General features: G+C 34.4%; 34 protein-coding genes. 12 read left to right on the top strand and 22 right to left on the bottom strand.

Going from position 1 to position 24,456, the window contains the following annotated elements; translation table 11 throughout:
• The first annotated feature begins 20 nt into the window (after nucleotides 1-20).
• Entirely contained in the window at nucleotides 21-248 is a 228-nt protein-coding gene (locus tag AC3OCB_RS09020; protein ID WP_498342097.1) for an Lrp/AsnC ligand binding domain-containing protein, read from the top strand.
• Nucleotides 249-379: 131 nt separating this feature from the next.
• On the opposite strand, the gene AC3OCB_RS09015 is transcribed toward AC3OCB_RS09020, so the two are convergent.
• Complete coding sequence (locus AC3OCB_RS09015) at nucleotides 380-685, bottom strand: ribbon-helix-helix domain-containing protein (protein WP_498342370.1); 306 nt, start codon at nucleotides 683-685, stop codon at nucleotides 380-382.
• 145 nt (nucleotides 686-830) lie between these two features.
• On the opposite strand from AC3OCB_RS09015, the gene ccr1 reads away from it, so the two are divergent.
• Entirely contained in the window at nucleotides 831-1,007 is a 177-nt protein-coding gene (gene ccr1 / locus AC3OCB_RS09010) for an aCcr1 family cell cycle regulator (RefSeq protein ID WP_498342095.1), read from the top strand.
• On the opposite strand, the gene AC3OCB_RS09005 is transcribed toward ccr1, so the two are convergent.
• Genes AC3OCB_RS09005 through AC3OCB_RS08980 form a run of 6 tightly spaced genes read right to left on the bottom strand, consistent with a single transcriptional unit; the run spans nucleotide 997 to nucleotide 4,473 of the window.
• On the bottom strand, nucleotides 997-1,623 hold the full coding sequence (locus AC3OCB_RS09005; RefSeq protein ID WP_498342094.1) for an MBL fold metallo-hydrolase: 627 nt from the start codon (nucleotides 1,621-1,623) through the stop codon (nucleotides 997-999). The genes ccr1 and AC3OCB_RS09005 overlap by 11 nt on opposite strands.
• The gene (locus tag AC3OCB_RS09000; protein ID WP_498342093.1) at nucleotides 1,620-2,780 is read right to left on the bottom strand and encodes an isopropylmalate synthase; all 1,161 of its coding nucleotides are present in this window, start codon (nucleotides 2,778-2,780) and stop codon (nucleotides 1,620-1,622) included. Before AC3OCB_RS09000 ends, AC3OCB_RS09005 begins: the two co-directional genes overlap by 4 nt.
• Nucleotides 2,781-2,800: 20 nt before the next feature.
• Nucleotides 2,801-3,427: a 6-hydroxymethylpterin diphosphokinase MptE-like protein gene (locus AC3OCB_RS08995; protein WP_498342092.1), complete on the bottom strand. Its 627-nt coding sequence runs from the start codon at nucleotides 3,425-3,427 to the stop codon at nucleotides 2,801-2,803.
• On the bottom strand, nucleotides 3,424-3,618 hold the full coding sequence (locus AC3OCB_RS08990) for a hypothetical protein (protein WP_498342090.1): 195 nt from the start codon (nucleotides 3,616-3,618) through the stop codon (nucleotides 3,424-3,426). The genes AC3OCB_RS08995 and AC3OCB_RS08990 overlap by 4 nt, the downstream gene beginning before the upstream one ends.
• Nucleotides 3,602-4,012 carry a hypothetical protein gene (locus AC3OCB_RS08985; protein ID WP_498342088.1) on the bottom strand — a complete coding sequence of 137 codons (411 nt, stop codon included), beginning with the start codon at nucleotides 4,010-4,012 and terminating at the stop codon, nucleotides 3,602-3,604. The genes AC3OCB_RS08990 and AC3OCB_RS08985 overlap by 17 nt, the downstream gene beginning before the upstream one ends.
• The gene (locus tag AC3OCB_RS08980; RefSeq protein WP_498342087.1) at nucleotides 4,009-4,473 is read right to left on the bottom strand and encodes a hypothetical protein; all 465 of its coding nucleotides are present in this window, start codon (nucleotides 4,471-4,473) and stop codon (nucleotides 4,009-4,011) included. The genes AC3OCB_RS08985 and AC3OCB_RS08980 overlap by 4 nt, the downstream gene beginning before the upstream one ends.
• Before the next feature lie 32 nt (nucleotides 4,474-4,505).
• On the opposite strand from AC3OCB_RS08980, the gene AC3OCB_RS08975 reads away from it, so the two are divergent.
• A complete protein-coding gene (locus AC3OCB_RS08975; RefSeq protein WP_498342085.1) occupies nucleotides 4,506-5,018 on the top strand; it encodes a hypothetical protein in 513 nt (170 codons plus the stop codon).
• Complete coding sequence (locus AC3OCB_RS08970; protein WP_498342084.1) at nucleotides 4,996-5,412, top strand: 6-pyruvoyl trahydropterin synthase family protein; 417 nt, start codon at nucleotides 4,996-4,998, stop codon at nucleotides 5,410-5,412. The genes AC3OCB_RS08975 and AC3OCB_RS08970 overlap by 23 nt, the downstream gene beginning before the upstream one ends.
• Nucleotide 5,413: 1 nt before the next feature.
• On the opposite strand, the gene AC3OCB_RS08965 is transcribed toward AC3OCB_RS08970, so the two are convergent.
• A complete protein-coding gene (locus AC3OCB_RS08965) occupies nucleotides 5,414-5,788 on the bottom strand; it encodes a hypothetical protein (RefSeq protein ID WP_498342083.1) in 375 nt (124 codons plus the stop codon).
• The gene (locus AC3OCB_RS08960) at nucleotides 5,769-7,298 is read right to left on the bottom strand and encodes a dihydropteroate synthase-like protein (RefSeq protein WP_498342082.1); all 1,530 of its coding nucleotides are present in this window, start codon (nucleotides 7,296-7,298) and stop codon (nucleotides 5,769-5,771) included. The genes AC3OCB_RS08965 and AC3OCB_RS08960 overlap by 20 nt, the downstream gene beginning before the upstream one ends.
• Before the next feature lie 77 nt (nucleotides 7,299-7,375).
• Here AC3OCB_RS08960 and trxB point away from each other — a divergent pair, with 77 nt between their 5' ends.
• Together trxB and AC3OCB_RS08950 are read left to right on the top strand one after the other, a co-directional pair.
• Nucleotides 7,376-8,347, top strand: a complete 972-nt coding sequence (trxB, locus tag AC3OCB_RS08955) for a thioredoxin-disulfide reductase (RefSeq protein WP_498342081.1) — start codon at nucleotides 7,376-7,378, stop codon at nucleotides 8,345-8,347.
• The gene (locus AC3OCB_RS08950) at nucleotides 8,347-9,141 is read left to right on the top strand and encodes an inositol monophosphatase family protein (RefSeq protein WP_498342080.1); all 795 of its coding nucleotides are present in this window, start codon (nucleotides 8,347-8,349) and stop codon (nucleotides 9,139-9,141) included. Before trxB ends, AC3OCB_RS08950 begins: the two co-directional genes overlap by 1 nt.
• Here AC3OCB_RS08950 and AC3OCB_RS08945 read toward each other — a convergent pair.
• Nucleotides 9,080-10,900 carry an AAA family ATPase gene (locus tag AC3OCB_RS08945; protein ID WP_498342078.1) on the bottom strand — a complete coding sequence of 607 codons (1,821 nt, stop codon included), beginning with the start codon at nucleotides 10,898-10,900 and terminating at the stop codon, nucleotides 9,080-9,082. The genes AC3OCB_RS08950 and AC3OCB_RS08945 overlap by 62 nt on opposite strands.
• A 45-nt stretch (nucleotides 10,901-10,945) precedes the next feature.
• The gene (locus AC3OCB_RS08940; RefSeq protein ID WP_498342369.1) at nucleotides 10,946-12,490 is read right to left on the bottom strand and encodes a phytoene desaturase family protein; all 1,545 of its coding nucleotides are present in this window, start codon (nucleotides 12,488-12,490) and stop codon (nucleotides 10,946-10,948) included.
• Nucleotides 12,491-12,635: 145 nt separating this feature from the next.
• On the opposite strand from AC3OCB_RS08940, the gene AC3OCB_RS08935 reads away from it, so the two are divergent.
• The gene (locus AC3OCB_RS08935; protein ID WP_498342076.1) at nucleotides 12,636-13,724 is read left to right on the top strand and encodes an alkaline phosphatase family protein; all 1,089 of its coding nucleotides are present in this window, start codon (nucleotides 12,636-12,638) and stop codon (nucleotides 13,722-13,724) included.
• Entirely contained in the window at nucleotides 13,717-14,247 is a 531-nt protein-coding gene (locus tag AC3OCB_RS08930; RefSeq protein WP_498342075.1) for a phosphoribosyltransferase, read from the top strand. The genes AC3OCB_RS08935 and AC3OCB_RS08930 overlap by 8 nt, the downstream gene beginning before the upstream one ends.
• Here AC3OCB_RS08930 and AC3OCB_RS08925 read toward each other — a convergent pair.
• Nucleotides 14,237-15,910: an acyl-CoA mutase large subunit family protein gene (locus AC3OCB_RS08925; RefSeq protein WP_498342074.1), complete on the bottom strand. Its 1,674-nt coding sequence runs from the start codon at nucleotides 15,908-15,910 to the stop codon at nucleotides 14,237-14,239. The two genes, AC3OCB_RS08930 and AC3OCB_RS08925, sit on opposite strands and share 11 nt — an antisense overlap.
• Before the next feature lie 90 nt (nucleotides 15,911-16,000).
• Between AC3OCB_RS08925 and mce the strand changes: the two genes are divergently transcribed.
• Together mce and hsp20 are read left to right on the top strand one after the other, a co-directional pair.
• Nucleotides 16,001-16,423 (top strand): methylmalonyl-CoA epimerase, encoded by a 423-nt coding sequence (mce, locus tag AC3OCB_RS08920; protein WP_498342073.1) that lies wholly within the window; start codon nucleotides 16,001-16,003, stop codon nucleotides 16,421-16,423.
• 45 nt (nucleotides 16,424-16,468) lie between these two features.
• A complete protein-coding gene (hsp20, locus tag AC3OCB_RS08915; RefSeq protein WP_498342071.1) occupies nucleotides 16,469-16,981 on the top strand; it encodes an archaeal heat shock protein Hsp20 in 513 nt (170 codons plus the stop codon).
• Here hsp20 and AC3OCB_RS08910 read toward each other — a convergent pair.
• Nucleotides 16,968-17,477, bottom strand: coding sequence for a ZPR1 zinc finger domain-containing protein (locus tag AC3OCB_RS08910; protein ID WP_498342070.1), 510 nt, complete (start codon nucleotides 17,475-17,477; stop codon nucleotides 16,968-16,970). The genes hsp20 and AC3OCB_RS08910 overlap by 14 nt on opposite strands.
• Nucleotides 17,478-17,538: 61 nt before the next feature.
• Between AC3OCB_RS08910 and AC3OCB_RS08905 the strand changes: the two genes are divergently transcribed.
• A complete protein-coding gene (locus tag AC3OCB_RS08905; protein ID WP_498342068.1) occupies nucleotides 17,539-19,113 on the top strand; it encodes a GTPBP1 family GTP-binding protein in 1,575 nt (524 codons plus the stop codon).
• On the opposite strand, the gene AC3OCB_RS08900 is transcribed toward AC3OCB_RS08905, so the two are convergent.
• Together AC3OCB_RS08900 and AC3OCB_RS08895 are read right to left on the bottom strand one after the other, a co-directional pair.
• Nucleotides 19,110-19,508, bottom strand: a complete 399-nt coding sequence (locus tag AC3OCB_RS08900) for an SRPBCC domain-containing protein (protein WP_498342067.1) — start codon at nucleotides 19,506-19,508, stop codon at nucleotides 19,110-19,112. The genes AC3OCB_RS08905 and AC3OCB_RS08900 overlap by 4 nt on opposite strands.
• Entirely contained in the window at nucleotides 19,505-19,939 is a 435-nt protein-coding gene (locus AC3OCB_RS08895; protein ID WP_498342066.1) for a CoxG family protein, read from the bottom strand. Before AC3OCB_RS08895 ends, AC3OCB_RS08900 begins: the two co-directional genes overlap by 4 nt.
• A 33-nt stretch (nucleotides 19,940-19,972) precedes the next feature.
• On the opposite strand from AC3OCB_RS08895, the gene AC3OCB_RS08890 reads away from it, so the two are divergent.
• A complete protein-coding gene (locus AC3OCB_RS08890) occupies nucleotides 19,973-20,530 on the top strand; it encodes a nucleotidyltransferase family protein (protein ID WP_498342064.1) in 558 nt (185 codons plus the stop codon).
• Here the strand turns inward: AC3OCB_RS08890 and cutC are convergent.
• The 7 genes from cutC to AC3OCB_RS08855 form a co-directional block, all read right to left on the bottom strand.
• Complete coding sequence (cutC, locus tag AC3OCB_RS08885) at nucleotides 20,478-20,987, bottom strand: glyceraldehyde dehydrogenase subunit gamma (protein ID WP_498342063.1); 510 nt, start codon at nucleotides 20,985-20,987, stop codon at nucleotides 20,478-20,480. The two genes, AC3OCB_RS08890 and cutC, sit on opposite strands and share 53 nt — an antisense overlap.
• Before the next feature lie 5 nt (nucleotides 20,988-20,992).
• Nucleotides 20,993-21,826 carry a glyceraldehyde dehydrogenase subunit beta gene (cutB, locus tag AC3OCB_RS08880; protein ID WP_498342062.1) on the bottom strand — a complete coding sequence of 278 codons (834 nt, stop codon included), beginning with the start codon at nucleotides 21,824-21,826 and terminating at the stop codon, nucleotides 20,993-20,995.
• 17 nt (nucleotides 21,827-21,843) lie between these two features.
• Nucleotides 21,844-21,987: a YHS domain-containing protein gene (locus tag AC3OCB_RS08875; RefSeq protein ID WP_498342061.1), complete on the bottom strand. Its 144-nt coding sequence runs from the start codon at nucleotides 21,985-21,987 to the stop codon at nucleotides 21,844-21,846.
• A 25-nt stretch (nucleotides 21,988-22,012) separates the two neighbouring features.
• Complete coding sequence (gene cobA, locus AC3OCB_RS08870; protein WP_498342059.1) at nucleotides 22,013-22,732, bottom strand: uroporphyrinogen-III C-methyltransferase; 720 nt, start codon at nucleotides 22,730-22,732, stop codon at nucleotides 22,013-22,015.
• A 70-nt stretch (nucleotides 22,733-22,802) separates the two neighbouring features.
• Nucleotides 22,803-23,321: a hypothetical protein gene (locus AC3OCB_RS08865; protein ID WP_498342058.1), complete on the bottom strand. Its 519-nt coding sequence runs from the start codon at nucleotides 23,319-23,321 to the stop codon at nucleotides 22,803-22,805.
• A gap of 70 nt (nucleotides 23,322-23,391) precedes the next feature.
• Nucleotides 23,392-23,631 (bottom strand): hypothetical protein, encoded by a 240-nt coding sequence (locus AC3OCB_RS08860; protein ID WP_498342057.1) that lies wholly within the window; start codon nucleotides 23,629-23,631, stop codon nucleotides 23,392-23,394.
• Complete coding sequence (locus AC3OCB_RS08855) at nucleotides 23,631-24,452, bottom strand: SIS domain-containing protein (protein WP_498342055.1); 822 nt, start codon at nucleotides 24,450-24,452, stop codon at nucleotides 23,631-23,633. The genes AC3OCB_RS08860 and AC3OCB_RS08855 overlap by 1 nt, the downstream gene beginning before the upstream one ends.
• Nucleotides 24,453-24,456 lie beyond the last annotated feature (4 nt).

Below are 24,456 nucleotides of genomic sequence, written 5' to 3'. Positions count from 1 at the left end.
GGTTTATGAAAGTATAATATATGGCAGTAAAAGCCTATATCTTAATCGTAACAACTGTAGGAAAAGAAACGGAAGTAGCTAATTCGGTAAAGAAAATTAATGGAGTAAAAGAAGTGAATCCAGTTTATGGAGAATATGATGTAGTAGCTGAGATAGTTACGGAAAACCTAGACGAGCTGAATAAGGTAATATCTCAAATTAGAAGAGATCCTTCAATTCTAAGAACGGTAACATTAATATCTATGTGATCAGAACGAAGAATTTTTTCTTCATTTCTTTTTCAGTACGTCCCTGCAACATCATTTTTAGTGAGAAAATAGGTGACCCACCTATGCTCATGCGCTCTCGGGACTCGAGAGTATAATCGCATAGGCCCAAATTAACTCTTTTCATTCTTGTTAATAATTTCTACTTCTTCATCTTCGCCTTCTTTCTCTAACAATTTCTGAACTAATTCTTCTACTAATGCGTCCAATTGTGCAACTTTTGCCTCTAAATAAGTTACTGTCTCTTCTAGTTTCTCGTATTTTTTGTCGCTTTTCTCTTCATCTTCGTTTTCCCTTTCCTCAAGGCCTTCTCTTATATAAAACTTAACTAAATCTGTAACTTGAACACCTAAATCTTCAGCCTTTCTCTTCAACTCTTCATATAGTGACTCTGGTAATGACAAATGAATAGTGGGCAATGTGTATTCTCCTCTCAATAAAAATATATGATTACTAATATATTAATCTTAATCATAATAGATTACTCTTGAAAGCGGAGGATGGAAATACCGCTCCAGAAAATACTTAAACCTTAGTATGAAGAATATTAATATCGGATAAAAGATGAGAGTTGTAACATTTAAAGTAGAAGAGGATTTGTTAGAGCTATTGGACAGATATGCAATAAGGTATGGATTAAATAGAAGTGAAGCAATAAGAAAAGCTATTGAAGGATTAGTAAGGACAGAAGTAGAAAGGGAAACTGTACCAGTAGCAAAAGTGGAAAAAGTTAGACTTTAAAAACTATTATGGACCCCTTTTCTACTGTAGTTTCATCAATCTCTTTTTCCTTAACTTCAATAATTTTTCTGTCCTCTTTCATTAAACTAAGGAAATCATCGATTGGGTTAAGTGGCATTAAGTGTCCTTTGATCCAATAATGCATTGGTATAACTATTTTCGGGTCTATCATTTTTATTATGTCTCTTGCTTCATTATGATTTATTGTAATAACTCCTCCTACAGGTATCATTAAAACATCTGGCGACTTTATACTCTTAATGGTTTCTTCTTTAGGTAAATGACCCAAATCACCTAAGTGGACTATACTTCTTCCTTTCTTATCAATTATTTTATAAATAGTATTTTCTCCTCTTCTTTTACCGTTTTCTTTATCATGAAAAGTCTTAATACCTTCAATTGAGTAAGAACCATAGTCAAACTCTCCATATTGTTTAATCTTAACTTCCTTATGAGGAATAATCTCGTATGCATTATGATCGTAATGATTATGAGTTATGAGAATAAGATCCGCTTTTACTTCTGGTCTTGGCAATCCTATACTGCCACCATCATGTGGGTCTAAAAGTATAGAATTATCTATAAGAAAAGACGAATGATATAAAAACTTGATCATACTTTTATTTTTTTACTACTAACTTTAATAGCTATCTCTTTTGCTGTCTCTACATCTACTTTATGTCCTGTCTCTGCTAATCTCTTTACTTCTTCTAATACCTCTCTTAGTTCAGTATCATCTAAGTAAATCCCTTGGTCTTCTAACAATTTCTTTAGACCATGGATACCACTATGTTTACCTAAGGCTAATCTTCTGAAATTACCAACTTCTTCCGGTGATATAGGTTCGTAAGTTAGTGGATTTTCAATCACACCATGAACATGTATCCCTGCTTCATGCCCAAATGCATTTTCTCCCACAATTGCCTTAAAGTAAGGTATTGGTATACCAGTTAGTTCAGAAACAAGTTTACTGGTTTCATATAACTTGTAGGTTTTTACATTTACTTCATATCCAAGTAACTTCTTTAATGCCATCACAACTTCCTCTAGTGCTGCATTACCCGCCCTTTCACCTATGCCGTTAACAGTTACATGGACTTGTCTAGCGCCAGCCATTACTCCGGCTATTGAGTTAGCTGTAGCTAAACCAAAATCGTTGTGACAATGAACACTTACTATCTTATCTTTGGTTACAGAAACTACGTCTTTTATTAAATCATAAAACTTGAAAGGATGCATAGTCCCTACGGTATCGGGAATGTTTATTCTATCAGCTCCAGCTTCTATCGCTGTGCTTACAGCTTTTAGTAGAAAGTCATGATCTGTTCTGGTGGCATCTTCGGGTGAATATTCTACTATTAAACCGTGATCTTTAGCATAACGGACTGCCTCATAGATACGATCTAGTACTTGTTCCCTGCTCATCTTAAGTTTATACTTTAGATGAATGTCTGAAGTTGCTATAAATACATGAATGCTAGCTATTCCAGTCTGTATAGTCTTATCTATATCTTGCTTGTTAGCTCTGGATAACCCTATAACCTCTACTCTGTCTCCTACTTCATCAAGAATCTTTTTAGTTGCCTCAAATTCTCCTTCTGAGGCTGCTGGAAAACCAGCCTCTATTACATCCACTCCTAAGTCTGCTAACTGCTTGGCTATTCTAATTTTTTGTTCTACTGTTAAATCTATCCCAGGGGCTTGTTCTCCATCTCTTAGTGTTGTATCAAATATCCTAACTTTTTTGGAATCAACTAAGAATTGACATCCCAAATGTATAGGTGATTTAAAAATTATAAATCTTTTCTTAAAATAAGTTCAGTTATGTACTTTGCTATTTTTAGTTTGTTTCGTTTAACCCAGCTTACTGGTAAATTATTTTTATAAGGAGGCTTTGAGTATCTTCCTATATAATTAGAGTCGAAGTCCATTCCATATAATATAATATCTTTTGCACCAAACATTTTAGCTAAGACAACTCCTCTGTCCCCATCTGTAAATCCACCAAAAAGATGTAATTTACCAAAAGGGTAGACTTGACACGTCCCTATTATTTTCTTCATATTATTAACCTTATCTAGTTTGCCAATATTGTTGCCGTGGGCATGAACAACATAAATTGAATTTTCAGGATAAACATCTATCCCGTCAAGGTCAGTAACAATTATATCAGGTGTGATTCCTATCTTGTATAAGTAGTTTGTTGCTCCGTCAGCAGATATAATTATATCAGCATCTATTTCCTTTATTTGTTCAAGAGTGGGACCGGCCCCTACAACAGCAACCTTTTTTCCTTTTATAATTTCCATTTCTGTTACTTCTTCATTGTCTTTAATTTTCATGTTTAGAAGCAGAGCTGAATAATAATCCTCCTTTTCGGAATACCCAAAGTGATTTCTAAGAAGGGAGTAAAAATTCAACCAAAAGAAGATATCTGGAAGAATATAATATCACCCTCTTCTTTAACTATAACAATTTTGTAGGTAGATCTAATATACTCCAAATAGGGATTTGTTTTGGAAATTTTAAAAATAATATTCTTATCTGGTATTAATACGTCCTTGAAATCTGAGCCACATATATCTTTATCCAGATCAACTATGAAACTCATCAAATACACTATTTGCTAATTCTAATATATTTTCTAATTCTTTGATAAGAGCTTTTGCCTCAAAATTACGAATTATAACAGTGTCTTTCAAGGAAGATTCATCAATTAATGTAATAGGGTAGAGTCTCTGCTCCATAAGTTGTAATTTTCTAACTAAAGAGATTTCTTTTTCCTCTCTCATGTTAGTTAAGATAAGGTTTAGTTTCTGTGATGCGTGTAGATCGTAAGTATAAATCCCATAAAGCGATAGAAGTGCTTTGCTAACATTCTCAATGAAATTATAGCTGTTATTGATTGTACCGAGTAAATCCCCTTCATCTAGGGAGGTTTTTGTTTGGCTTAAGCTCCTAAAGGCCTTACTAAGAAACTCTGATGCTAAGGCACTATTGTTCATAAATCTACCACCTCTCCTTTATTAATGTCCCCGATCTTAATTGTATTTCCAATATTCATAACACTACTTCCAATGCTATTTTTTTCTCTCTCTACAATTTTATTCTTATCAAAAATTATTTTTCCTCTTGCTATAAGATAGAGCACTATCGGATTATGGAAGCTCATCTCTGAAGGGTCAATTATTATTCCATAAAGTAATGGTCTTTGTCCGTGCTTTTTTACATACCCGAAATAAATATCACTACTTTCTACTTTTTTTATGAAATATTCAAAAATTTCTTCACGTGCATAAAATGATATTTTATGTACCTTATCTAGAAATATAAGAAGAAGTAAAGGTTTTTCCTCATCTAGGCTTTCAATAGCCTCTCCTCCAATTACTATCCCTTTAACTTTATCTCCGTAATGGTCTAACACTAGATTACCTAAGGCTTCCACTATTTGTAATAAAGACTTCATGTTTATTACTTACAAATACAAAACTTAAGTTTGTGTATGAATTAATTACCGAGTACCTAAATTCCCGTACTTCAGAAAGGCTACCAGTTTTAGAGCTAGAAATACCTTGTAGTACAGAATGTTTAAATAATTCTAGGTTTAAAGACCTACTGAGCATATCCTCTTTTAAATCGCAAGTTGAAGTAATAGATAGCTTAAAAGATTTAATTAATTATAAAATAAATAACTTGCTTGAAGATATTTCTGGTAAGATATCGGATAGAGATTCTGTAGATCTAAATTCCCTAGCATATTCCGTTTATAAAATTATAGAGTTCGGAGGAGATTATGAGATAGGTTACGAGACTTTAAGGTTTGAAAATAAAACAATATTCGTAGGAACTTTCAGCAATATAATGAAATTAAGCAAAGAAATAGAAAAAGTCATATCTGACGATAATATAAAATCAATATGTAATGAGATAAGGTATTTAACTGAGTCATTATGGGAACATTTCGATAAGAATATAAGGAGGGCTTTGAATGAAGTTCAGAATAGGGCTTGAAGGATTTTCCTTTGATTCAGCTCATTACACTCTGTCTTCAGAAGGGAATCAGCAACTCCATGGGCATACATATAAAGTAAGTGTTGAAGTTGAAGGTACTATAGATGAAAAAAGCGGATTTGTTATAGATTTCGAAATATTAAAGAAAATAATAGCGGAAGTTATTAGAGAATGGGATCATAAATTGATAGTGCCAATAGAAGATTATAATCAGATTTATATAAAGGGCCCTTTTAAATTAGAAGTAAAAACGATACCTCATAAATACCCAACTGTTGAGTACATTGGCTTAGAAATAACTAAAATAATTTATGAAAAGTTAGAGAAAAAATTCAAAATTACAGTAAAAATATATGAAGGAGAGAATAATTACGCTATAATAGAATATCCGTGAGTTACCTTACAATAAATCTAAGTCCTATATTATCGATTATTTTACACCCTTGATTAGGTTCCCTATAAAAACATACGGTTTCACTATCAAAAGAATAACAGTCGTAAGGGTTCTTAATAAACTCCTCAATCGAAAATTCCCTTCCATTTGCCTTTCCCTGCTTTTTGATACATCCTTTAATTTCTAATCTTTCTAGCTCTGAGTTTACACTTAGAACTATTCCTCCATAAAGCAGTGCAAAACATTTATCGAAGGGCTTATCTTTGCAAGCTTCTTCTATGTCAAGTGTTTCTTTCAATTTGACAAGAAAGTCATCGTCAACCTTTGGAGGTAAAGTGGAAATATAGATTTTTATCTTACCTTTTTTCTCTTCCACTATAGTCGGTATTGAGGCTGATATATCCACGTTTAAACAGTGGTCTATCTTGTATATAATTTTTATCTAGTTGCAGAGCTATTTCCGCTTTGGCTAATTCATAGCCAATATAAAGTGCATGCTCTGAATTAACATTAATTAATTCAACTAGTTTTCTCCCTATACTTAGCCCGTCACTTCCTCTTATCTTTATTGGATTTCTTCCTAGCCATTCAAGGTCTATTTTATCCTTTTCCAAATAAATTCGTACAAACCCCTTATCCATGTATTTAGGTTCTATATGCTCACTTATTTCAATTAAATTGTCATCTTTCTTTTCATCTTCTTTCTCTCTCTTCATCCTCTTCTTGTCCTTAAGAATTAACAAGTCTAACCCTAAATCTTTAGGTAAAGTCTTTTTCTTAATTGCCAGACTTATCATTTTACTAGCAATTCTCGTTTCATATGAGCTCCACCTTGTCTTATTATGCTCCATTACAAGTAAATTGCCAATACCTATTTCGCCTGCAATGCCAGTAAGTAAAGCATTTACTCCTACGCTGTCCGCATCTATTAATTCTGTTGCATTAAGAATGCCCATGAGAATAGGAGCATCAGTCATTTTTCTTAGCTTCTTATACTCTATTATACTATCGACTAAGCCAAACATAGGAGGAGAAAGAACGGGATCTAAGATTAATTTTTCAAATCCCTTATCTCTAGCCTTTTTGTAAATTTCATAAGCAACTTCAGCTCTGTTTTCCGTAGATAAGGGGGCTATTATAAAAGCCTTATCTTTTATTACTTCTAGGTCTTCCAAGTTTTTCTCGTTTAAATTAAATATGAAGTCTGCCCCAGCTTTAGCTCCTTCTATTAACTCGTTTACAGATGCAGAGTCTATTGCTACCTTATAACCTAGGTTGCTAAGTTTTCTCACTTTATTTCTTACCTCTTCTACGTTTTCATGTCCATTTGGAAATCCAAGTACTATTACATCTACATACTCCTTCACTCTCTCAGCTTCCTCTATCAAAAACTCTTCATCTTTACTCGCGTCAAGCTCTATGAATATCCTAAAAGGAGGAGAAAATCTAGGAATCTTAACTCCATTGATTTCAAATGCATAATTTCCCTCCTTTTCTATCTTTTCTATTTCTTCTTCCACGTTCTCTTCTTTTATTTTTCCTATTATGACATCTGCTGGATATACAGATGATAAGGAGATTCCCTTTTCTAACGCATCAATAACTAGTGGTATGTCTCTATAATCCTCGGTACCTTTAAAGGTCTTTATTTTTGTCATTTCCTCAATCTTTTTTGCATCTCCGCTAACTAAACCAGGTAAGATTATGTAATCATAATCCTTCAATTTCATTCCTTTCAATCTTTCAGCAATGTAATCAACAGTCATTAATGAAGCAACTGGATAGTTAAGATTAAGGACATCAGCGTCAATATTCTTTTTAATTTCCTTTACTATTTCTTCCACTCCATCAAAGGCTAATTTACCAGTTACGAAGAGAACTTTCACAAGTTACCAATATTCCTTTTAGATTTAAAAATGCGATATCAGAAACTCTTTTATTTAATTTTTCCTATCATATATTGATGAGTCTATTACCAAGATCTTTTGATGTAAAACCTGGAGAGAAATTTGACGTAATAATTATAGGAATGGGTCCAGCCGGATATAGTGCTGCGCTCTACTCAGCGAGGTATATGCTAAAAACTTTAGTTATAGGTGAGACCCCCGGAGGTCAATTAACAGAAGCAGGAGAAGTAGATGACTATCTTGGTCTTATTGGTATACAAGCTGCAGACATGATAAAAGTGTTTAACAAGCATATTGAGAAATATAATGTACCTGCAATTATGGATACTGTTGAAAGCTTTAGGAAAGAAGGAGATGAGTATATAGTAAAGACTAAAAGAAGAGGGGAGTTTAAAGCTGATTCATTAATTGTCGCAATCGGTGTTAAAAGAAGGAAGCTAAACGTTCCAGGCGAAGCTGAATTTACCGGAAAAGGAGTATCTTATTGCTCAGTTTGTGATGCTCCATTATTCAAAAATAGACCTGTTGTTGTAGTTGGCGGTGGTGACTCGGCATTAGAAGGGGCAGAGTTGTTATCCCGTTATGCTACTAAAGTTTACGTTGTTCATAGAAGGGATGAATTTAGAGCACAACCGATATACGTCGAAAGCGTAAAACAAAAACCTAATGTTGAATTTATCTTAAACTCTACGGTTAAAGAGATTAAAGGGGATAAGTTAGTAAGAAAAGTTATAGTGCAGAATCTAAAGACAGGTGAAACTAGAGAATTAGACGTTAATGGAGTCTTTGTCGAGATAGGATTTGAACCACCAACTGACTTTGCTAGGCAAAACGGCTTAGAAGTAGATGATTACGGTTATATAAAAGTTGATGAATGGATGAAGACTAACCTGGAAGGAGTTTTTGCTGCAGGTGACTGTACTGGAATGTGGTTAGGGTTTAGACAAGTTATAACGTCTGCTGCACAAGGGGCTGTAGCTGCTCGTGGGTCTTTCACATATCTAACTGAGAAGAAGAGGAAAAAGTAATGAGAGAAGGGTTAGTTAAAGTTGCAAAAGAGATAATGTCTTTTTTATATGAGGAAAAAGATAAAAGTGGAATAGGTAAAATCATAGGCAAACATGGTAATGATGTAACAAGAGTTATTGATAAAGAATCTGAAGAATTGATATTTGATAGGCTTTCTCATTTGGGATACAAATTTATGTTTGTATCCGAAGAATCTGGTGTTGTAGATAATGGAAATTATGATTATATAGCAGTTATTGATCCTCTTGATGGGAGTACGAATTATATTCAAGGTATACCATGGTCGTCTGTTTCAATTGCAGTGTATAAGAAAGATTCTAGCGATATGCTGTCTTCTGTTGCAGGTGTCGTTGGAAGTATATTCACAAAAAAAGTTTATTCTTATGATGAAGCTAACTCTTATATTGACGATGAGGTTGTATCTCAAGTTTTACCTCCAGAAAAGCTTATTCTTTTAGCTTATTTCTCAAGGTCTAAATTACTTTATATTAAAAATTTTCTCGATGGAATAACCAGAGAGTATAAAATAAGAAGTTTAGGTAGTGCTTCATTAGATATGATTCTAGTATGTTCTGGGAAAGCTTCAATGTATTTTGATGTCAGAGGTAAATTAAGAAATGTTGATATAGCATCTTCATCAAACTTTTGTAAAAGATTGGGAATTAAAACAGTTAATTCTAGGCTAGAAGAATTAAAAATTGGGATAAGGAAAGTAGAAGAGATAAACGAGGCTATTGTTTCTTCTGATCAGAGTTTACTTCAGCTGTTTGCTCGTTCTTTACAGACGGTTTAACTATAGCTATCGCCTCAAGTAAGTCTTCATAGGTTAACTTTCTCTCTTTGTTTCCTTTTATTATTTCTTTTAGGACTTTCATCTTTGCCTCTCTAGTTACTGCAGCTATGTCAGCACCGCTATAACCTTCGGTTATTTCAGCTAGTTTGTCACAATTTACTTGTTCGCATACATCTTTGCCTAAATATTTTTCAAATATATCCCTTCTTTCATTCTTGTTGGGTAATGGCATATATATTACTCTATCAAATCTACCCGGTCTTTTTAATGCAGAGTCTATATCTTCAAGTCTGTTCGTTGTTCCTATTACAACTACTTCCTTCAAGCTTCTTATACCATCCATCTCTGTTAGCAACTGATTAACTATCTTTGATGCTTCAGATTTCTGTCCTTCACGTTTAGGCGCAATTGCATCTAATTCATCAAGTAATAATATTGATGGTTTATTTTCTCTAGCTCTATTGAAGACTTCCTTCACGGCGGATACTGCTCCTTCATAACCTTTGTAAAGAATTTCAGCACCACTTAGCATTATTAGTTTCACTCCTAGTGTTCTAGCTAAAGCTTTTGCCATCATTGTTTTTCCTACACCTGGTGGTCCATAGAGTAATATTCCTCTTATTGAAGGGATCTTCATTTGTTCCATGAGACTATAATATTTAAACTGCATTTCTAGCAAGTCATATAGTTCTTTCTTTATATCATCATACCCGCCTATATCGTTTATAGTTATCTTTTCAAAATCTTCTTCCTCTGGTATTTCTGGTCCTCTAAATTTCCTTTCATAATCTAACCTGAATTTCTCGTACTCATCCAACATCTGTAAAGTAACGCTTGGCTTATAACGCTTAATTACACTAACGAAATCTTGCATTGTTATTTTTCTTTCTATCTTCTTCTCCAATGCGTCTACTGCTGCAATTCTTGCAACTTCTTGCACCACGTTTGCAATATCAGCACCACTAAATCTTTCAGTCATTTCAGCCAATTTGTCGAAGTCTACATCATCTGCTAAAGGCATGTCTTTACAGTATATCTTAAAGATCTCTTTTCTTGATTTTTTATCTGGAACTCCAATGTAAATTAACTTGTCAAATCTTCCTGCTCTCAAAAGGGCTTTATCTAATAATTGCGGTACATTAGTAGAACCTACTATTATTACTCCTTCTTCACTTTGTAAGCCATCTATTTCTGATAACATCAAGGAAAGAAGTCTAGGAGTTACCGAATCCCCAGTATGGCTTTCTCTTTTTACGCCTATAGTATCTATTTCATCAAAGAATAATATACAAGGAGCGTTCTTTCTTGCATTAGCAAAAAGTTCTCTCAATCTGGCCTCGCTTTCTCCATACCATTTACTCATTATATCGCTCACGTTTACATAAATGAAGTTGATCTTAGCTTCATTGGCTAAAGCTCTCATCATGAGGCTTTTTCCACAGCCTGGCGGTCCAAAAAGTAATATTCCTTTTGGTGGTCTTAGACCATATTTCTTTGCAACGTCCTTGTACTTTAGTGGTAACTCTATGTACTCCTTGATTTCTTTCTTTATATCATCATACCCTCCTATCATATCCCAAGTTATTTTCTCTTTTACTTCCTCCTTCTTTTTCTGAGATTTCTGCTGGATCTGTAGAGCTTTATCTGATAGGATGAACTTTTGGCCTTGCTTCTTAAAGAGAAATACCAAGACAACTACGACTGTTGCAAGTGCAGCAAAAACTTGAAGTAACTGAATAAAATAAGGTGGTATACTCATTTGAGTTCAAAAAACACTATGGATTTACAAATATTTAAATTATAGTTAGAGTTTTTCTCCTTTCAAAATCTCCATTGCAGCGTTGTAACCCGGTGCACCGGTCACGCCACCACCAGGGTGTGTTCCGGATCCACATAAATAAAGATTCTTTATTGGAGTCCTATAATCAGAGTAACCTATTAGCGGTCTAAAGAAGTAAAGCTGGTCTGGCGTCATATCTAAATGAAAAATATTCCCTCCCCATATACCAAATCTTCTCTCTAGATCCAAAGGAGTAAGCATTTCAAACTTAACCGGTTTAAAATTAGGTGCATATTCTCTTATTTTCTCTATAGTTATTTCTGCTATTTTGTCTTTAATGTTATCTAAATCTTTAGAATATGGCAAATATTGACCGAATATATTAAATACGAACTTTCCTTGAGGAGCTAAAGTTGGGTCTACCGTAGATGGTATATTTAGTGAGAGCCAAGGTTCTCTTGAGTAGCCAATAACTTTTGAATCAATATATGCTCTTTCAACGTAGTCAACAGAGGGAATAGTAAGAATTGAAGCAACATGCTCTGGTCTTAATGACTTCCCAGTACCAAAATCTGGTAATTCCTCTATGAAACCATTGATCTTGAAAGAGACTCCAGTTGTCTTTAGAGATTTTACTTTTTTGATAAACTCCTCATCGAGGTCTCCATTTCTTAAAAGTTTTAAGAAGGTTGTTTTAGGATCAGTGTTTGAAACAACTATTTTGCTTTCCACGACTTTCCCATCTTTAAGCTTAATACCTTTAGCTTCTCCATTTTTAGTTATAATTTCATCTACTTCAGCATTTGTAAAAATGTCAACTCCATGTGATTCAGCAAACCTTCTCAACGCATTTGAAACTCCTCCCATCCCTCCCTCAACATAACCCCAAGCGCCTTTTACTCCATTAACTTCGCCAAAATTATGATGAAGTAAAACATAAGCAGTCCCTGGTGTGGATGGTGAGGCATCTGTTCCTACTACCGCATCTTCGATTAATGCAGACTTTACTTCCTCGCTTTCAAAAAATTCATCTAAAAATGATTTACCATCTTGGAAGAACATTCTAGCTATAGTCAGTGCTGTATTTTCATCTACGTTTAATCCTTTGAGTATCTTTGCTATCTCTTCTACTTCATTTATCTTTACCGGTCTATTCATAATTAGAAGATCGACGATCTCGGAAAAAGTTTCTAGCAAACTTGAAAATTTTTCATAGGCCAATGCGTCTTTTTTAGAAAATCTTTCAATTTCTTTTTGAGTCTTCTTAACAGAAGTCCAAATAGTTATACTTTTGTTGTTTCCGAAAGGAACAAAAAGCCCTGGATCTTTTAAGTAAACTTTAAGTCCGTAATTGTAAAGTTGAAGGTCTTCAATTATCTTACTTCTAAAAAGACTAAAGACGTATGAAGCTGTAGAGACTCGGATCCCAGGCCATAACTCTTCTGTTACGGCAGCCCCTCCTATAATATTTCTTCTTTCAAAAATTGCTACCTTCAGTCCTTCTTTAGCTAGATAAGATGCAGTAACTAGACCGTTATGACCTCCACCTATTATTACTGCATCGTAAATTCTATTCACCTCCTCTAAGCCTAATTACTATTGCTACCACTGCTCCTAGTGTTGATAAACCCATTGCAACGTAGGCTAGGACAAGTAATAATTCAGTCGGACTCATTTGAGATAACTTAATTAACTTAAATAAAACTTTAGTGGTATGAGTTTCGTCTATCCAGATTATAATAAAAATAGTGTTTACAATTTAGCTTGTGGTATTGCAGACTTCTTAGGAGTAAAAAGAGAATGTAAAGGTAACAAGATTAGCATACCCGGTAAAAAACTAGTTCTTATTCTTCTAGATGGTCTTGGTTATAATATGCTTAAAAATACTGGATATGAAATAGAGAGCAAAATAACTACAGTTTTTCCCTCGACGACATCAACAGTTATAACGACTCTTTTCACTGCCCAACTGCCTGGTGAACATGAAATTCTAGGTTATAATACTTTTTCGAAGAGACTAGGAGGAATTGCGAATGCACTTAGATATACTTATCCTCCTGTAGGATCAAGAGACTCTATAAGTCAAAACATAAAATTCGCAAGTGCGTTTCCTAACGTAAAAGGCTATCTATCTGAGGTGAAAGATAAAAAAACAGCATCTGTTGTTCCAAAGGGTATTGAGAATACTGAGTTCAGTATGGCTACTCATGGTAAAGTAAGTACTACTAAAACTTACGTGAATTACTGGGATGCATTATATGAGTTTAATAATATACTTACTGGTGATTATGACTTTATTTACTTTTATGTACCAGACATAGACACCCTTGCTCATAAACACGGACCTTCATCTTTACCAGTCAAACAAGCTATAAAAGATATTTATGAGGGAGTTAGACAAATAGCCTCTAACCATAAGGACTACACGTTTATAATAATAGCTGATCATGGTCACGTCGAAGTCTCTTCTCATATATTATTAAATTCAGATAATGAACTACTAAACCTGCTATATTTACCACCTTATGGGGATTCAAGAGCTTTGTTCTTTATTACTAAATTTGAACTTAAGACTTTTCTTTACCATAAATATCCCGATCTAAAGGTTTTTGATAAGTTAGACTTTGAGAAGTTGGTTGGAACAGATCATATTAGTGCAGATTTCATAGCCGTACCAACAGATAGCAAAGCATATATTTACCCGTTTAAAGATGAATTGGACGATTACGCAAAATTAAAAGGTCATCATGGTGGATTGTCAGAAGATGAAATGTATGTTCCTTTGGTGATATTAAATGCCTGAATATTTTATACCTAAATGGGAAGAAATAGAAGAAGGGATACTTTATATAGCAGAGAAAATGGTCAACGAAAATTTTGTTCCAGATACTCTTGTTGCAGTTCTTACTGGTGGTGTAATACCAGCCAAGCTTATTTCCGATGCACTTGGAATAAAAAACATCAAATATATAGATATTAAATTCTACAAAGGGGTAGAAGAAAGAGAAAGGAAACCAGTAATTAAAGCTGTATATGTAGATAATATTGAGAATAAAAACGTTCTTATTGTAGATGATGTGGCAGATACTGGTGAAACATTAGACGCAGTAAGTAATATCTTGACAATGTATAATCCATCTATGGTTAGATCTGCAACAATTTATGTAAAACCTTGGTCTAGGAAATATCCAGATTATTATTATAAAATGCTTGATAAGTGGATAATATTTCCTTGGGACAAGTGGGAAGTAGTAAGAGAAAATACAGAAGCTCCAGTAGATAAAAAAGAAAGATATTTGGAAATTCTTAATAAACTTAGAAGATAGATGGTTCTCTATATTCTCCCCATAATTCTCTAAGAGTTCCGCTTATTTCTCCTACTGTAGCACCAGCCTTTATTGCATTAAGTACATAGGGGAATAAGTTCTCATTCTCTTTTTCTGCGGCTTTCCTAAGCTCATTTAGAGAATCTCTCCATTTAATTTCATCTCTTTCACTTCTATATCTTTTCAAGCGTTCTAATATTCTATTTCTTACTTCTGGATTCACTCTAAAGACCTCTGTTGTTCCTATCCAATCCGGTTCATAGAACATATTAACACCTACTTTTACTAGATCTCCACTCTCAATTCTCTTTTGTATTCTATAAGCACTCTCAGCTATTTCTGCTTGTGGATATCCTTTTTCTATTGCTTTCATCATTCCTCCCATGTTTTCGATCTTTTCTATTATCTTCCAAGCTCTTTCCTCGATTTCATCAGTCAGTGCCTCAATGAAATATGATCCAGCTAATGGATCTATTGTATCAGTAGCTCCACTCTCGTATGCTATAATCTGCTGAACTCTAATTGCTATTTTAGCTGATTTTTCACTCGGTAAAGCTAGGGCTTCGTCGTAAGAGTTTACATGTAAACTTTGTGTCCCACCAAGTACCGCAGCTAAGCCTTGCAATGTCGTTCTTATAATATTAATCTCTGGTTGCTGAGCTGTTAATTCTGCTCCGCCAGTCTGAGTATGGAATCTTAGCATCATTGAGTCTGGCTTTTTAGCATTAAACCATTCTTTCATTATTTTTGCCCACATTCTCCTTGCGGCTCTAAACTTTGCTACTTCCTCAAAGATGTTTGTGTAACCTGCAAAGAAGAAAGAGAGTTTCGGAGCAAAATCATCTACTGGAATCCCTCTTTCCATGGTTTTCCTCACATATTCAATTCCATCTGCTAACGTAAATGCTACTTCAAGTACAGCATCAGCACCAGCCTCTCTAATGTGATAACCACTTATGCTTATGGGGAACCATTTGGGAATATTTCTCGCTGAATATTCTATTAAATCAATAGCATATCTCATAGATGGTTCTGGGGGATAAATAAAGTTCTTTCTTGCTATGTATTCCTTTAATATGTCGTTCTGAACTGTTCCATCTAATACTTTTTTATCTATACCTCTAGATTCTGCTACTGCAGTGTACATGGATAAGAGTTCTATTGCAGTAGCATTTATCGTCATAGAAGTAGATACTTTATCAAGGGGTATTTGATTCATTACTAAATCCATTTCTTTCCAGTGGAACATTGAAACTCCTACTACTCCAACTTCAGTTAAGGCTAACACATGATCTGGATCTAAGCCTAGTTGTGTAGGTAAATCAAAAGCCATACTAAGGCCTGTCTGCCCTGCTTGAAGAAGCTTTCTAAACCTTTCATTTGTATCTTCAGCTGATCCGAATCCAGCATATTGTCTAATTGTCCATAATCTCCCCCTATACATTGTGGGGTAAATTCCTCTTGTAAAAGGATATTGACCGGGGTAACCTATTTTTTCCTCATAAGACCCTTTTAGGTCTAAAGGCGTATAAAGTCTCTTGACCTCAATTTCTGAAGGTGTTTTAAATGACTGCTTTCTTTCGGGTCTCTTACTTAACCATGGTTTAAGTACTTTTTCTTCCCACTGTTGATAACTTTCTTTAATTTTATCCTCAATGTCCAATCTTTAGCCCCTAAGCTTATATAGGTTTAAACACTATAAAACTTTTGCTTTTTGAACAAACTTTTAAGCTAAAAATGTAAAAAATACTTGATGGAAACTCAAAATATTGACCATATAGGAGTAGTTGTAGAAAACATAGATGAAGCGATAAAATTCTATACTGAAAAACTTGGAATGAAAGTTGTAGATAGAGAAATTTTAGAAGACAGAGGTCTTAAAGTTGCTTTTTTAACTGGAAAAGAAGGGGAAACAGCGATAGAACTTTTAGAGCCAATTAATCATGAAGATATGAACAATACTACAGCAAAGTTTCTTAAGAATAGAGGTCCTGGTCTCCATCATTTGGCAGTTAAGGTAGAAAACATAGAAGCTTCATTAAGAGAGTTAGAATCACAAGGTCTTCAACTTGTTGATAAGAAACCAAGACCCGGTGCAAGGGGTCATCTGGTAGCTTTTATTCACCCTAAAAGTGTAATGGGAGTTTTATTAGAATTGGTACAACCAAGAGAATGATTGATTTTTTAATCTCTGGTTCCTAAATTATAATTGGGATCAACCATGTCAAAGAAGAACAAAGATATATTTGATTTGTTTGATGAGATGGTTAGAGAAATGGAAGAAGAGATAGAAAAATTTGAAAGAGAGTTTATGAGATTAGGAAGCGAAGAAGGTGCTAAAGTTTATGGTCCTTATGTGTATGGGTTTAGAATTACAGTAGGCCCTGATGGAAAACCAAAAATCGAAGAGTTTGGAAACGTTAAGAACTACAAAGGGAAACCGCTTGTAAGTGAAGAAAGAGAGCCTTTAGTTGATGTAATAGAGAAGGGAGATGAAATTAGAGTTGTTGCTGAAGTCCCCGGAGTTAACAAAGACCAAATCAAAGTAAAAGTAAGCGGTAATAAAGTAATAATTCAAGCTCAAGGAGAAGACAGAAAGTATTACAAAGAAGTAGAACTACCAGCCGAAGTTGATGATAAAAGTGCTAAAGCCACATATAATAACGGTGTTCTTCAAATAACGTTAAAGAAGAAACCTCAGCAAAAGACAGAAACAGAAGTTAAGGTTGAATAGATTCTATTTTTTTAATTATTGCTTTTTCACTTTGGATGAAACTAAGCCCACTAGGATCCTCAATTATTAAAGTAAAAGGTTTCTCTCCCTCTTTTGCCTCAAAGAGATCTTTACATGTTTTTTCATTACAGTCCTCAATTTGATCTACTATTATTTCCAAAATCCCTTCTATAGTGGTTACTACTCCTTGATATGCCGTACCAGCGGTTATTTCCACTCCTAGTTCTGGTATAAATACGCTCGCAAAAGCTGATCTATATACAAATGTGTTTAGGTCTTCTTTTCCATTAACTTTCATCTCTAGCCTTATAGGGCTTAGTGTCTCAAATGGTTTTATATCCCTTACTCTATAACCACAGTTCTCACACTCCCACACCGAGAGTTCTAACTTTCCCACCTTAGGAGCTTCATATAAGTATTCCTTGATGACGAATGTCTCTTTATGACAGACTGGACAGATATGCTTTCCTTGATAGAGTAGTTTTGGTTCACTCATTTTGGTCTTCATATAAAATTTAAAACCCAAGTACAAATTATTTATTGATAAAAGTGGTGAGATGAACTATCCTAAAGAAAGTGAAGACGGAAAGATAGAATATAAGCTTATTCTTAGCAATAAAGACGAAGATCGCTTGCAAGAATTAGCCTCTCAGATGAAATATAGGTTGGAAGAAGGAGGAGGGGAGGCTTTCTATATAATAGGAGTTAGTGACAATGGAGAAGTATTAGGTTTATCGGAAAGTGAACTTGATAAAAGCTTAGAAATTCTCTCCAAGATTGCGTCAATTATAAACGCAAAAATTGTTCACATTAGAAAAGTCCAAGCTAAAAAAGGTAAATATATTGCAGAAGTTCTAGTAAGAATTCATAGGGAACGTATACCAGTCCAAGTTAACATAGCGGTAATGGGACATGTCAATGCTGGTAAAAGCACCCTAACCGGGGTATTACTTTTTGGTAAGTTAGATGATGGTAATGGTACTTTAAGAGCACTAGTGGCTAACCATGTACACGAGGTAATAACTGGTAGGACATCCTCGATAACATTAAGAGTTCTTGGGTTCAAAGATAATAATGAAATAGTAAACTGGAATCTAAAAGATCCACTAGATGAGGCAGATGTAACGTTAAATAGTTCCAAGATAGTTCGACTTATTGATCTAGGAGGTCATGAAAGATATTTAAGAACTACGTTAAAAGGCTTATTAGGTTATGATGTTAATTACGTAATGCTAGTAGTAGGAGCAGATGACGGACTATCAATAATGGGTAAAGAGCATCTTGCAGTAGCGTCTATCTTACATTTTCCAATCTTTATAGTTATAACTAAGGTTGATAAATACAGTAAAGAAAGAACAAACCAAATAATTAACGACGTAAAAAATATTCTCAGAATCCCTGGAATTAATAGATTAGTAATGGAAGTAGAGGGTGAAGAAGATATTCTAAACGCTATTCTGGCAATGAGAACCGGCAGAGTGGTTCCTATATTTAAAGTGTCTAACGTTACTGGTGAAGGGCTAAACTTACTTTCTAGGTTTTTAAGTATGTTACCTCCTAAAGAGATTATAAGCGTACAAGGTTCACAGAATCCTCTTGTTTACATTGATGAGATCTATAACGTTACTGGTGTTGGGACAGTAGTTTTGGGCTCTGTAATCAGAGGCAATATAAACTCTAATGACACTTACTATATCGGCCCAACAAAGTTTGGAGAATTTAAGCAAGTAAAGGTAAAAACAATACAGCTAAACAGAGTGTTTGTAGATAACGTTAACCCTGGAAGTATTGCAACTTTTGCAATACAAGGGGTAGAAAAAGATTGGTTAAGAAAAGGTATGGTATTGATAAAAAGCAATGCCAATGCGTATAAGAGATTCAAAGCCAAAATAATAGTTTTACATCATCCTACTACAATTAGAGAAGGATATGTGGCTACCATGCATCTTTATACTATAAGGCAAGCCATAAAATTTGTTAAAATATCAAAAGGATACTTAAGAAGTGGAGATTCATCGGAGGTTCTCCTTACTTTCCTTTACAGACCAGAATATATTGAACAAGGTCAGATATTCTTATTTAGAGAAGGAAGGACAAGAGGTTTAGGTGTAATAACAGAACTGATAGATTAAGATACTGCTTGTGCAGTACATTCAAGAATCTGTTTCGTTAACTGTGATACTTGCTTATCAACAAAATTTTGCAACCCGGGTATATTTGTTGTCACTTCATAATCAACGTCGTAAACTAACTCATGATTTTCTATTTTCACTAGACTTCTAATAGTTGCTTTTACACCAGCACCATTTACCTCAATAACCGTTTCTGACCAGTCTTCTCCCTTATTAAAAGCCTTAACTTCACCCTCTGTCTCAAGAGTTAATATTCCTATTTTGCTTCTTGCAGTAAATCTATTTCCATTTACTTCCTTTACCCCAGGGACACAACGTAATAAACCATGATAAGTGGAAATAAAGTCTTCAGCTTTTTTGGGGTCACCTATCTTTATTTTACCTTGTAGTTTCATGTACTACTCGCCTTTGTTTTAATGCACTCAAATAGATCATTTAAAATTTTGTTAACAGCCGAGTCCATAAGTCTCGCTCCAATCGAAGCCAATATACCGCTTACTTTTACATCTGCTGAATATTTCAGCTTAGTTGGATTTTCCAAAACAGTTACTAAAGCGGTTATATCAACATTACTGTTTAATCCATTACCTTTTGCTAAAAGAGAAACAGTCTTATTTAATGCATCTATTTGTGTAAATTTAACAGTAGCTTTATACTCCCCTTTGATAAAACCTATACCAGCAGTGCCGACTACTTTATACTCATCCCCTTCTTTGTTTAGACTCTTTAAACCGGGAAAACACGATGCTATTTTTTCTGGGTTTGTTATATAATTCCACAATTGTTCAGCTGAGATAGGAACTTGAACTTCTCCTTCAAATTTCATAAGTTTATTATAAAATGTTAGTATTTATACTTGATGAGAACTGGTTCGATAGTATTAGCTGCGGGAGAAGCAAAGAGATTTGGAAGAAATAAGCTTTTACAACATTTTAATGGGAAACCAATAATAAACAGTGTAATAGATGCTGTAAGTTTTCTAGATAGAGTCATCATAGTCGGAAGATATGCGGAAGAACTATTACCTTATTTGAAGAACGAAATCGTAATTTATAATCCTAGATGGAAGTTAGGACTTAGCGAATCAATAAAAATCGGAGTGCGATTTTTCCAAGACTATGATGCAGTTCTAATAGTCCTAGGAGATATGCCACTCTTAACCCAAAATACAATAAAGAAAATCATATCATCATATAATACGGAATGTTCAGCAGTAATACCAGAGTATCAAGGTACTAGAGGTAATCCTGTTTTAATTTCTAGAGCTCTATTTGCTGATCTTATGAGACTAGAGGGAGACATAGGTGCTAGAGAAATTCTGAAAAATAGAAAAGATGTCTGTTTAGTAGAGGCAGGGAAAGAAGTTATTGTGGATGTTGATGCTGAGTCTGACTTAACTTCTCTGCAGCAGACTTAATCGCTTTTACTATATTTTGATAACCAGTACATCTGCATAAATTCCCAGAAATACCTTCTCTTATTTCTTCTTCAGTTGGGTTAGGCTTCTCTTTGAGTAACCAGTAGGATTCCATTATCATACCCGGTGTACAGTAGCCACATTGGAGACCATGATGTTCCCAAAAGGCTTCTTGAATAGGATGGAGTTTACCATCTTTGGCTAATCCTTCTACTGTTAGGATCTCTGCGTTGTTAGCCTCAACAGCCAATACAGTGCATGATTTTACACTCTTTCCGTTCATAATTACTGTGCAAGCACCGCAGTTTGAGGTATCACATCCAATGTGTACTCCAGTAAAGCCTAAATCCCTAAGGACATGAACTAGAAGTCTTCTGGGTTCAACTTCTGTTTCATATTTTTCTCCATTAATCTTTAACGTAATCTTGACTTTTTCATCAGGTTGAACAACTTTCACTTTTTTCACCTCTTTAATGCGTTTAGTATCGCCTTTTTAGTTAAAACTTTTACCATTTTCTTTTTATATTCTGCTGAACCTCTGAGGTCAGAGGTTGGATTTGCACTTTCCATTGCTCTATTTGATGCTTTCTCAATAACTTCATCATTTATTTTTTTGCCTAATAATTCTTCTTCTGCTCCCTTAGCTCTGACTGCAACATTATTAACAGCTGTTAAACCTATCCTTACATCATCTACCACATCGCCAGAAAGTTTTAACAGAACTGCAACACCTACTATTGCGAAGTCTCCAGCTCTTCTCTCAAGCTTTTGATAGGAGAATTTATAGTTTTCAAAAGTAGGGATCTGAATCTCCGTAACTAGTTCCCCAGGGTTAATATCTGGTGTAAACATATCCTTATCAAAAGATGCAAAATCTACTAGCCTCTCGTTTTTCCTACTGGTCACTTTAATTTTAGCATCCATTGCAATTAAGGCAGCAGGATAATCAGCTGAAGGATCTAGATGTGAGATGCTTCCACCAATAGTTCCCATGTTTCTAACTTGTGGGTCACCTATTTTATTTGCCGTATCACTTAGTAATGGTATTTGTGATTTAGTTATAGTGTAGTGAGTGGTTAGAGCACCGATTTTATATACTGTGTCTTCTTTTTTAACATAGCTTAATGGTAATCCTCTAATCTCAACTAAATATGAAGGCCTCAATATTCTTAGTTTTAACATAGGGATTAAACTATGTCCACCAGCTAGTGGTTTCGCATCATCATGCTCTTCAAGAAATTCCAAAGCCTCATTTAAGTTTTCTGGGATCACATAACCAAACTTTGGAGGATACACAAAAATAGATGGTATAGTTATTTAATATATTTATCTGGTCTCTTTTTAAACTCGGCCATGCACATGGGGCTACAGAAATAGTAAGTTTTTCCTTTATACACAAACTTATATGGCGTAGAATCTTCTACTTCCATTCCACATACTGGGTCTTTAGTTTTCATAATCTCATTTACGCTTATTAGCTTTTTAAGTTAACTTCCAGAGTTTGTCTCTAAGTTTTACAACATCACCTACAACTATTATTGCAGGGGATTTTACATTATTTAGCTCAACAATTTTAGAAAGTTCCTCAAGCTTACCTACAAATACTCTTTGTTTTTCAGTAGTCCCATTTTCTATCACTGCTACTGGTTCGTCTCGATCTCTAATTTTCAATAAAGATTTTTCCACATCTTTAATGATATGTATACCCATAAGGATTATTAGAGTACCTTTTTTCGGCACGTAGTTAATGTCAATAGGTTCTCCTTCAGCCCTTGTAGCTGTTATTACAGTGAATCCAGAAGATGAAGTAAGCCTACTTGTAACCGGAATCCCAGCATATGCAGGTACTGCAATCGCACTAGTTATTCCGGGTATGATCTCACACTCAATCCCATTACTTAATACGTAAATACACTCCTCTTCTCCTCTTCCAAATACATACGGATCGCCTCCTTTTAATCTAACAACTATCTCATGTTCTTTGGCTTTCTCTACCAGAATACGGTTTATATATTCTTGAAGATTAGCATCTCCTATTTCTTTCCCCACATAAATCAGCTCTCCTCTTAGTCCTTGTAGTAAGCTTTTTGCAATAAGCCTGTCATAGACCACAACGTCTGCACGTTTAAGTATGTTATAGGCTTTTAGAGTCAGAAGAGCGGGGTCGCCAGGACCTCCACCTATGATATAAATTTTTCCCATTAGATAGCTCTTACTTTTTTAATTATATAAAATGCAAATAGAACTCCCTCAGGGAATTTTACTCCATACACTAATAATATAATATGTAATTAACGACAAAACTTTCTGGGATTTGAAATAAATTTGCTGCATCATAAATTATGAAGAAATATAAGACATCGCCAACAAAGCCAAGACTGTAAATTATAATTTTCTCAATAAATTTAAAAGAAGAAAGAAAATATCCAATAAGGAAACCTGCAACAGTCATTGACACAAAGGAGCCTGAAAACAATATCTGATTTTCCTCTTCTACTCTAAACATAAATGGAGTTAGCCATGGAATAATTAATGCCAGTGAAAAAACTAAAATTGGTAGAGCATACTTTCTTATAGCCACAGATATGACTGGAATTTTTTCACCTTGTTCATCTTCTATTATTTTATCTTTGCTTGTAGAATTTAATACGTACCAGCCTAAGAGTCCACCACCTAGTATCGGGCCTTGATAGGAAAGTAATTTAGTGATAGGATCCCCAAACACATATATTATAGATGCTACAACTAACAGTGCTATTCCGAGATATTTAGCTAGTGAAAGATAGTTCACAAATTAATATTGGACTCTATTATAAAAAAGTCTTTTTAAGGGTATAACTTGCAGTTATATCTATTGATTTTCAAGGTAGATAAACTTTATAGACTATTTTATCGCCTTCGTCATTCTTATCTAATATTTTAACTCCTTTTTCTTTCATGGCCTCTGCCCACATTTCAACCTGATCTGCCTGAATTCCTTTTAGTGCTATTATTTCAACTTCTTGGTTTCCTCCTTCACTTAACCAGAATTTCATTATACTTAACGCTGGAGAACTGCTACCACACTTAGTATCACTTTCCCTTAAATCTAATACTTTCATTAATATATCATCTCAGAACTAATATTTAGGATCTTTTCATCTTCGAAGAAGTAAATTCTATTCCAATTTTCCTTTTTCATTTTTAATATTATAGAGTAAAGCAAGCTCCTTGTGTTGCAAAAAGCTCCTTTACACTCTGTCATTTCCACTTTAGTGTAATCAATTGTACCCTTCAGAAATTTCTCTCTATCGTCACCAGACGAAAATATAATTATTTCTCTGTTTCTGGTGCTAAAAATTGGAGCGTGAGCAAAGAGTTCTAACTTCTCATAGTTTGAAGGCTCACCAAATATCTCAGCCATTTTTAAGCTTGCAAAATAAGCTACTCCACAGTTTTCCTCTTTTCCAATAAAGAAAGGATTTTCCTCAATTTCAAAACTTCTACCTTGCTCCTTATCTTCCTCCAGCCTAAAAATTGAGTATAACGCTGAGAGTGACATTAAAAAAGATAAAAACCCCGGAAGTCTAGATTTTGGTTTGTAAGGTAATTCTACTATTTCTTTTGACTCTTTTGCTAGAGGTGAATCTGGATTCGCGGTTACTGCAATAACTCTCGCCCTATTTCTTAATTTCCTAGCTAATAAAACATTATATTTAGTTCTTCCAGAAACTGATAATATTATAACAGGCTTATCAAAATTAAAATCTAGTGCTTCATAAGGATCTAAAACTGTAATTTTCCCTTTCTTTTTTCCTTGGACAGTTAACCCAGCTGCGTATGAGTCTCCTGCTCCAACTATATAACCTTCGTCGAGCTGTATATCAGAGTTAATTTTATAGTTAGTATTTAATTCCTCTTCAAGTAATTTGATATAGTCCATATCA

The organism is Sulfurisphaera sp. (assembly GCF_059755235.1).
Note: the sequence above shows the minus strand (reverse complement) of the source record. Positions and strands in the feature narration are given on the sequence as shown.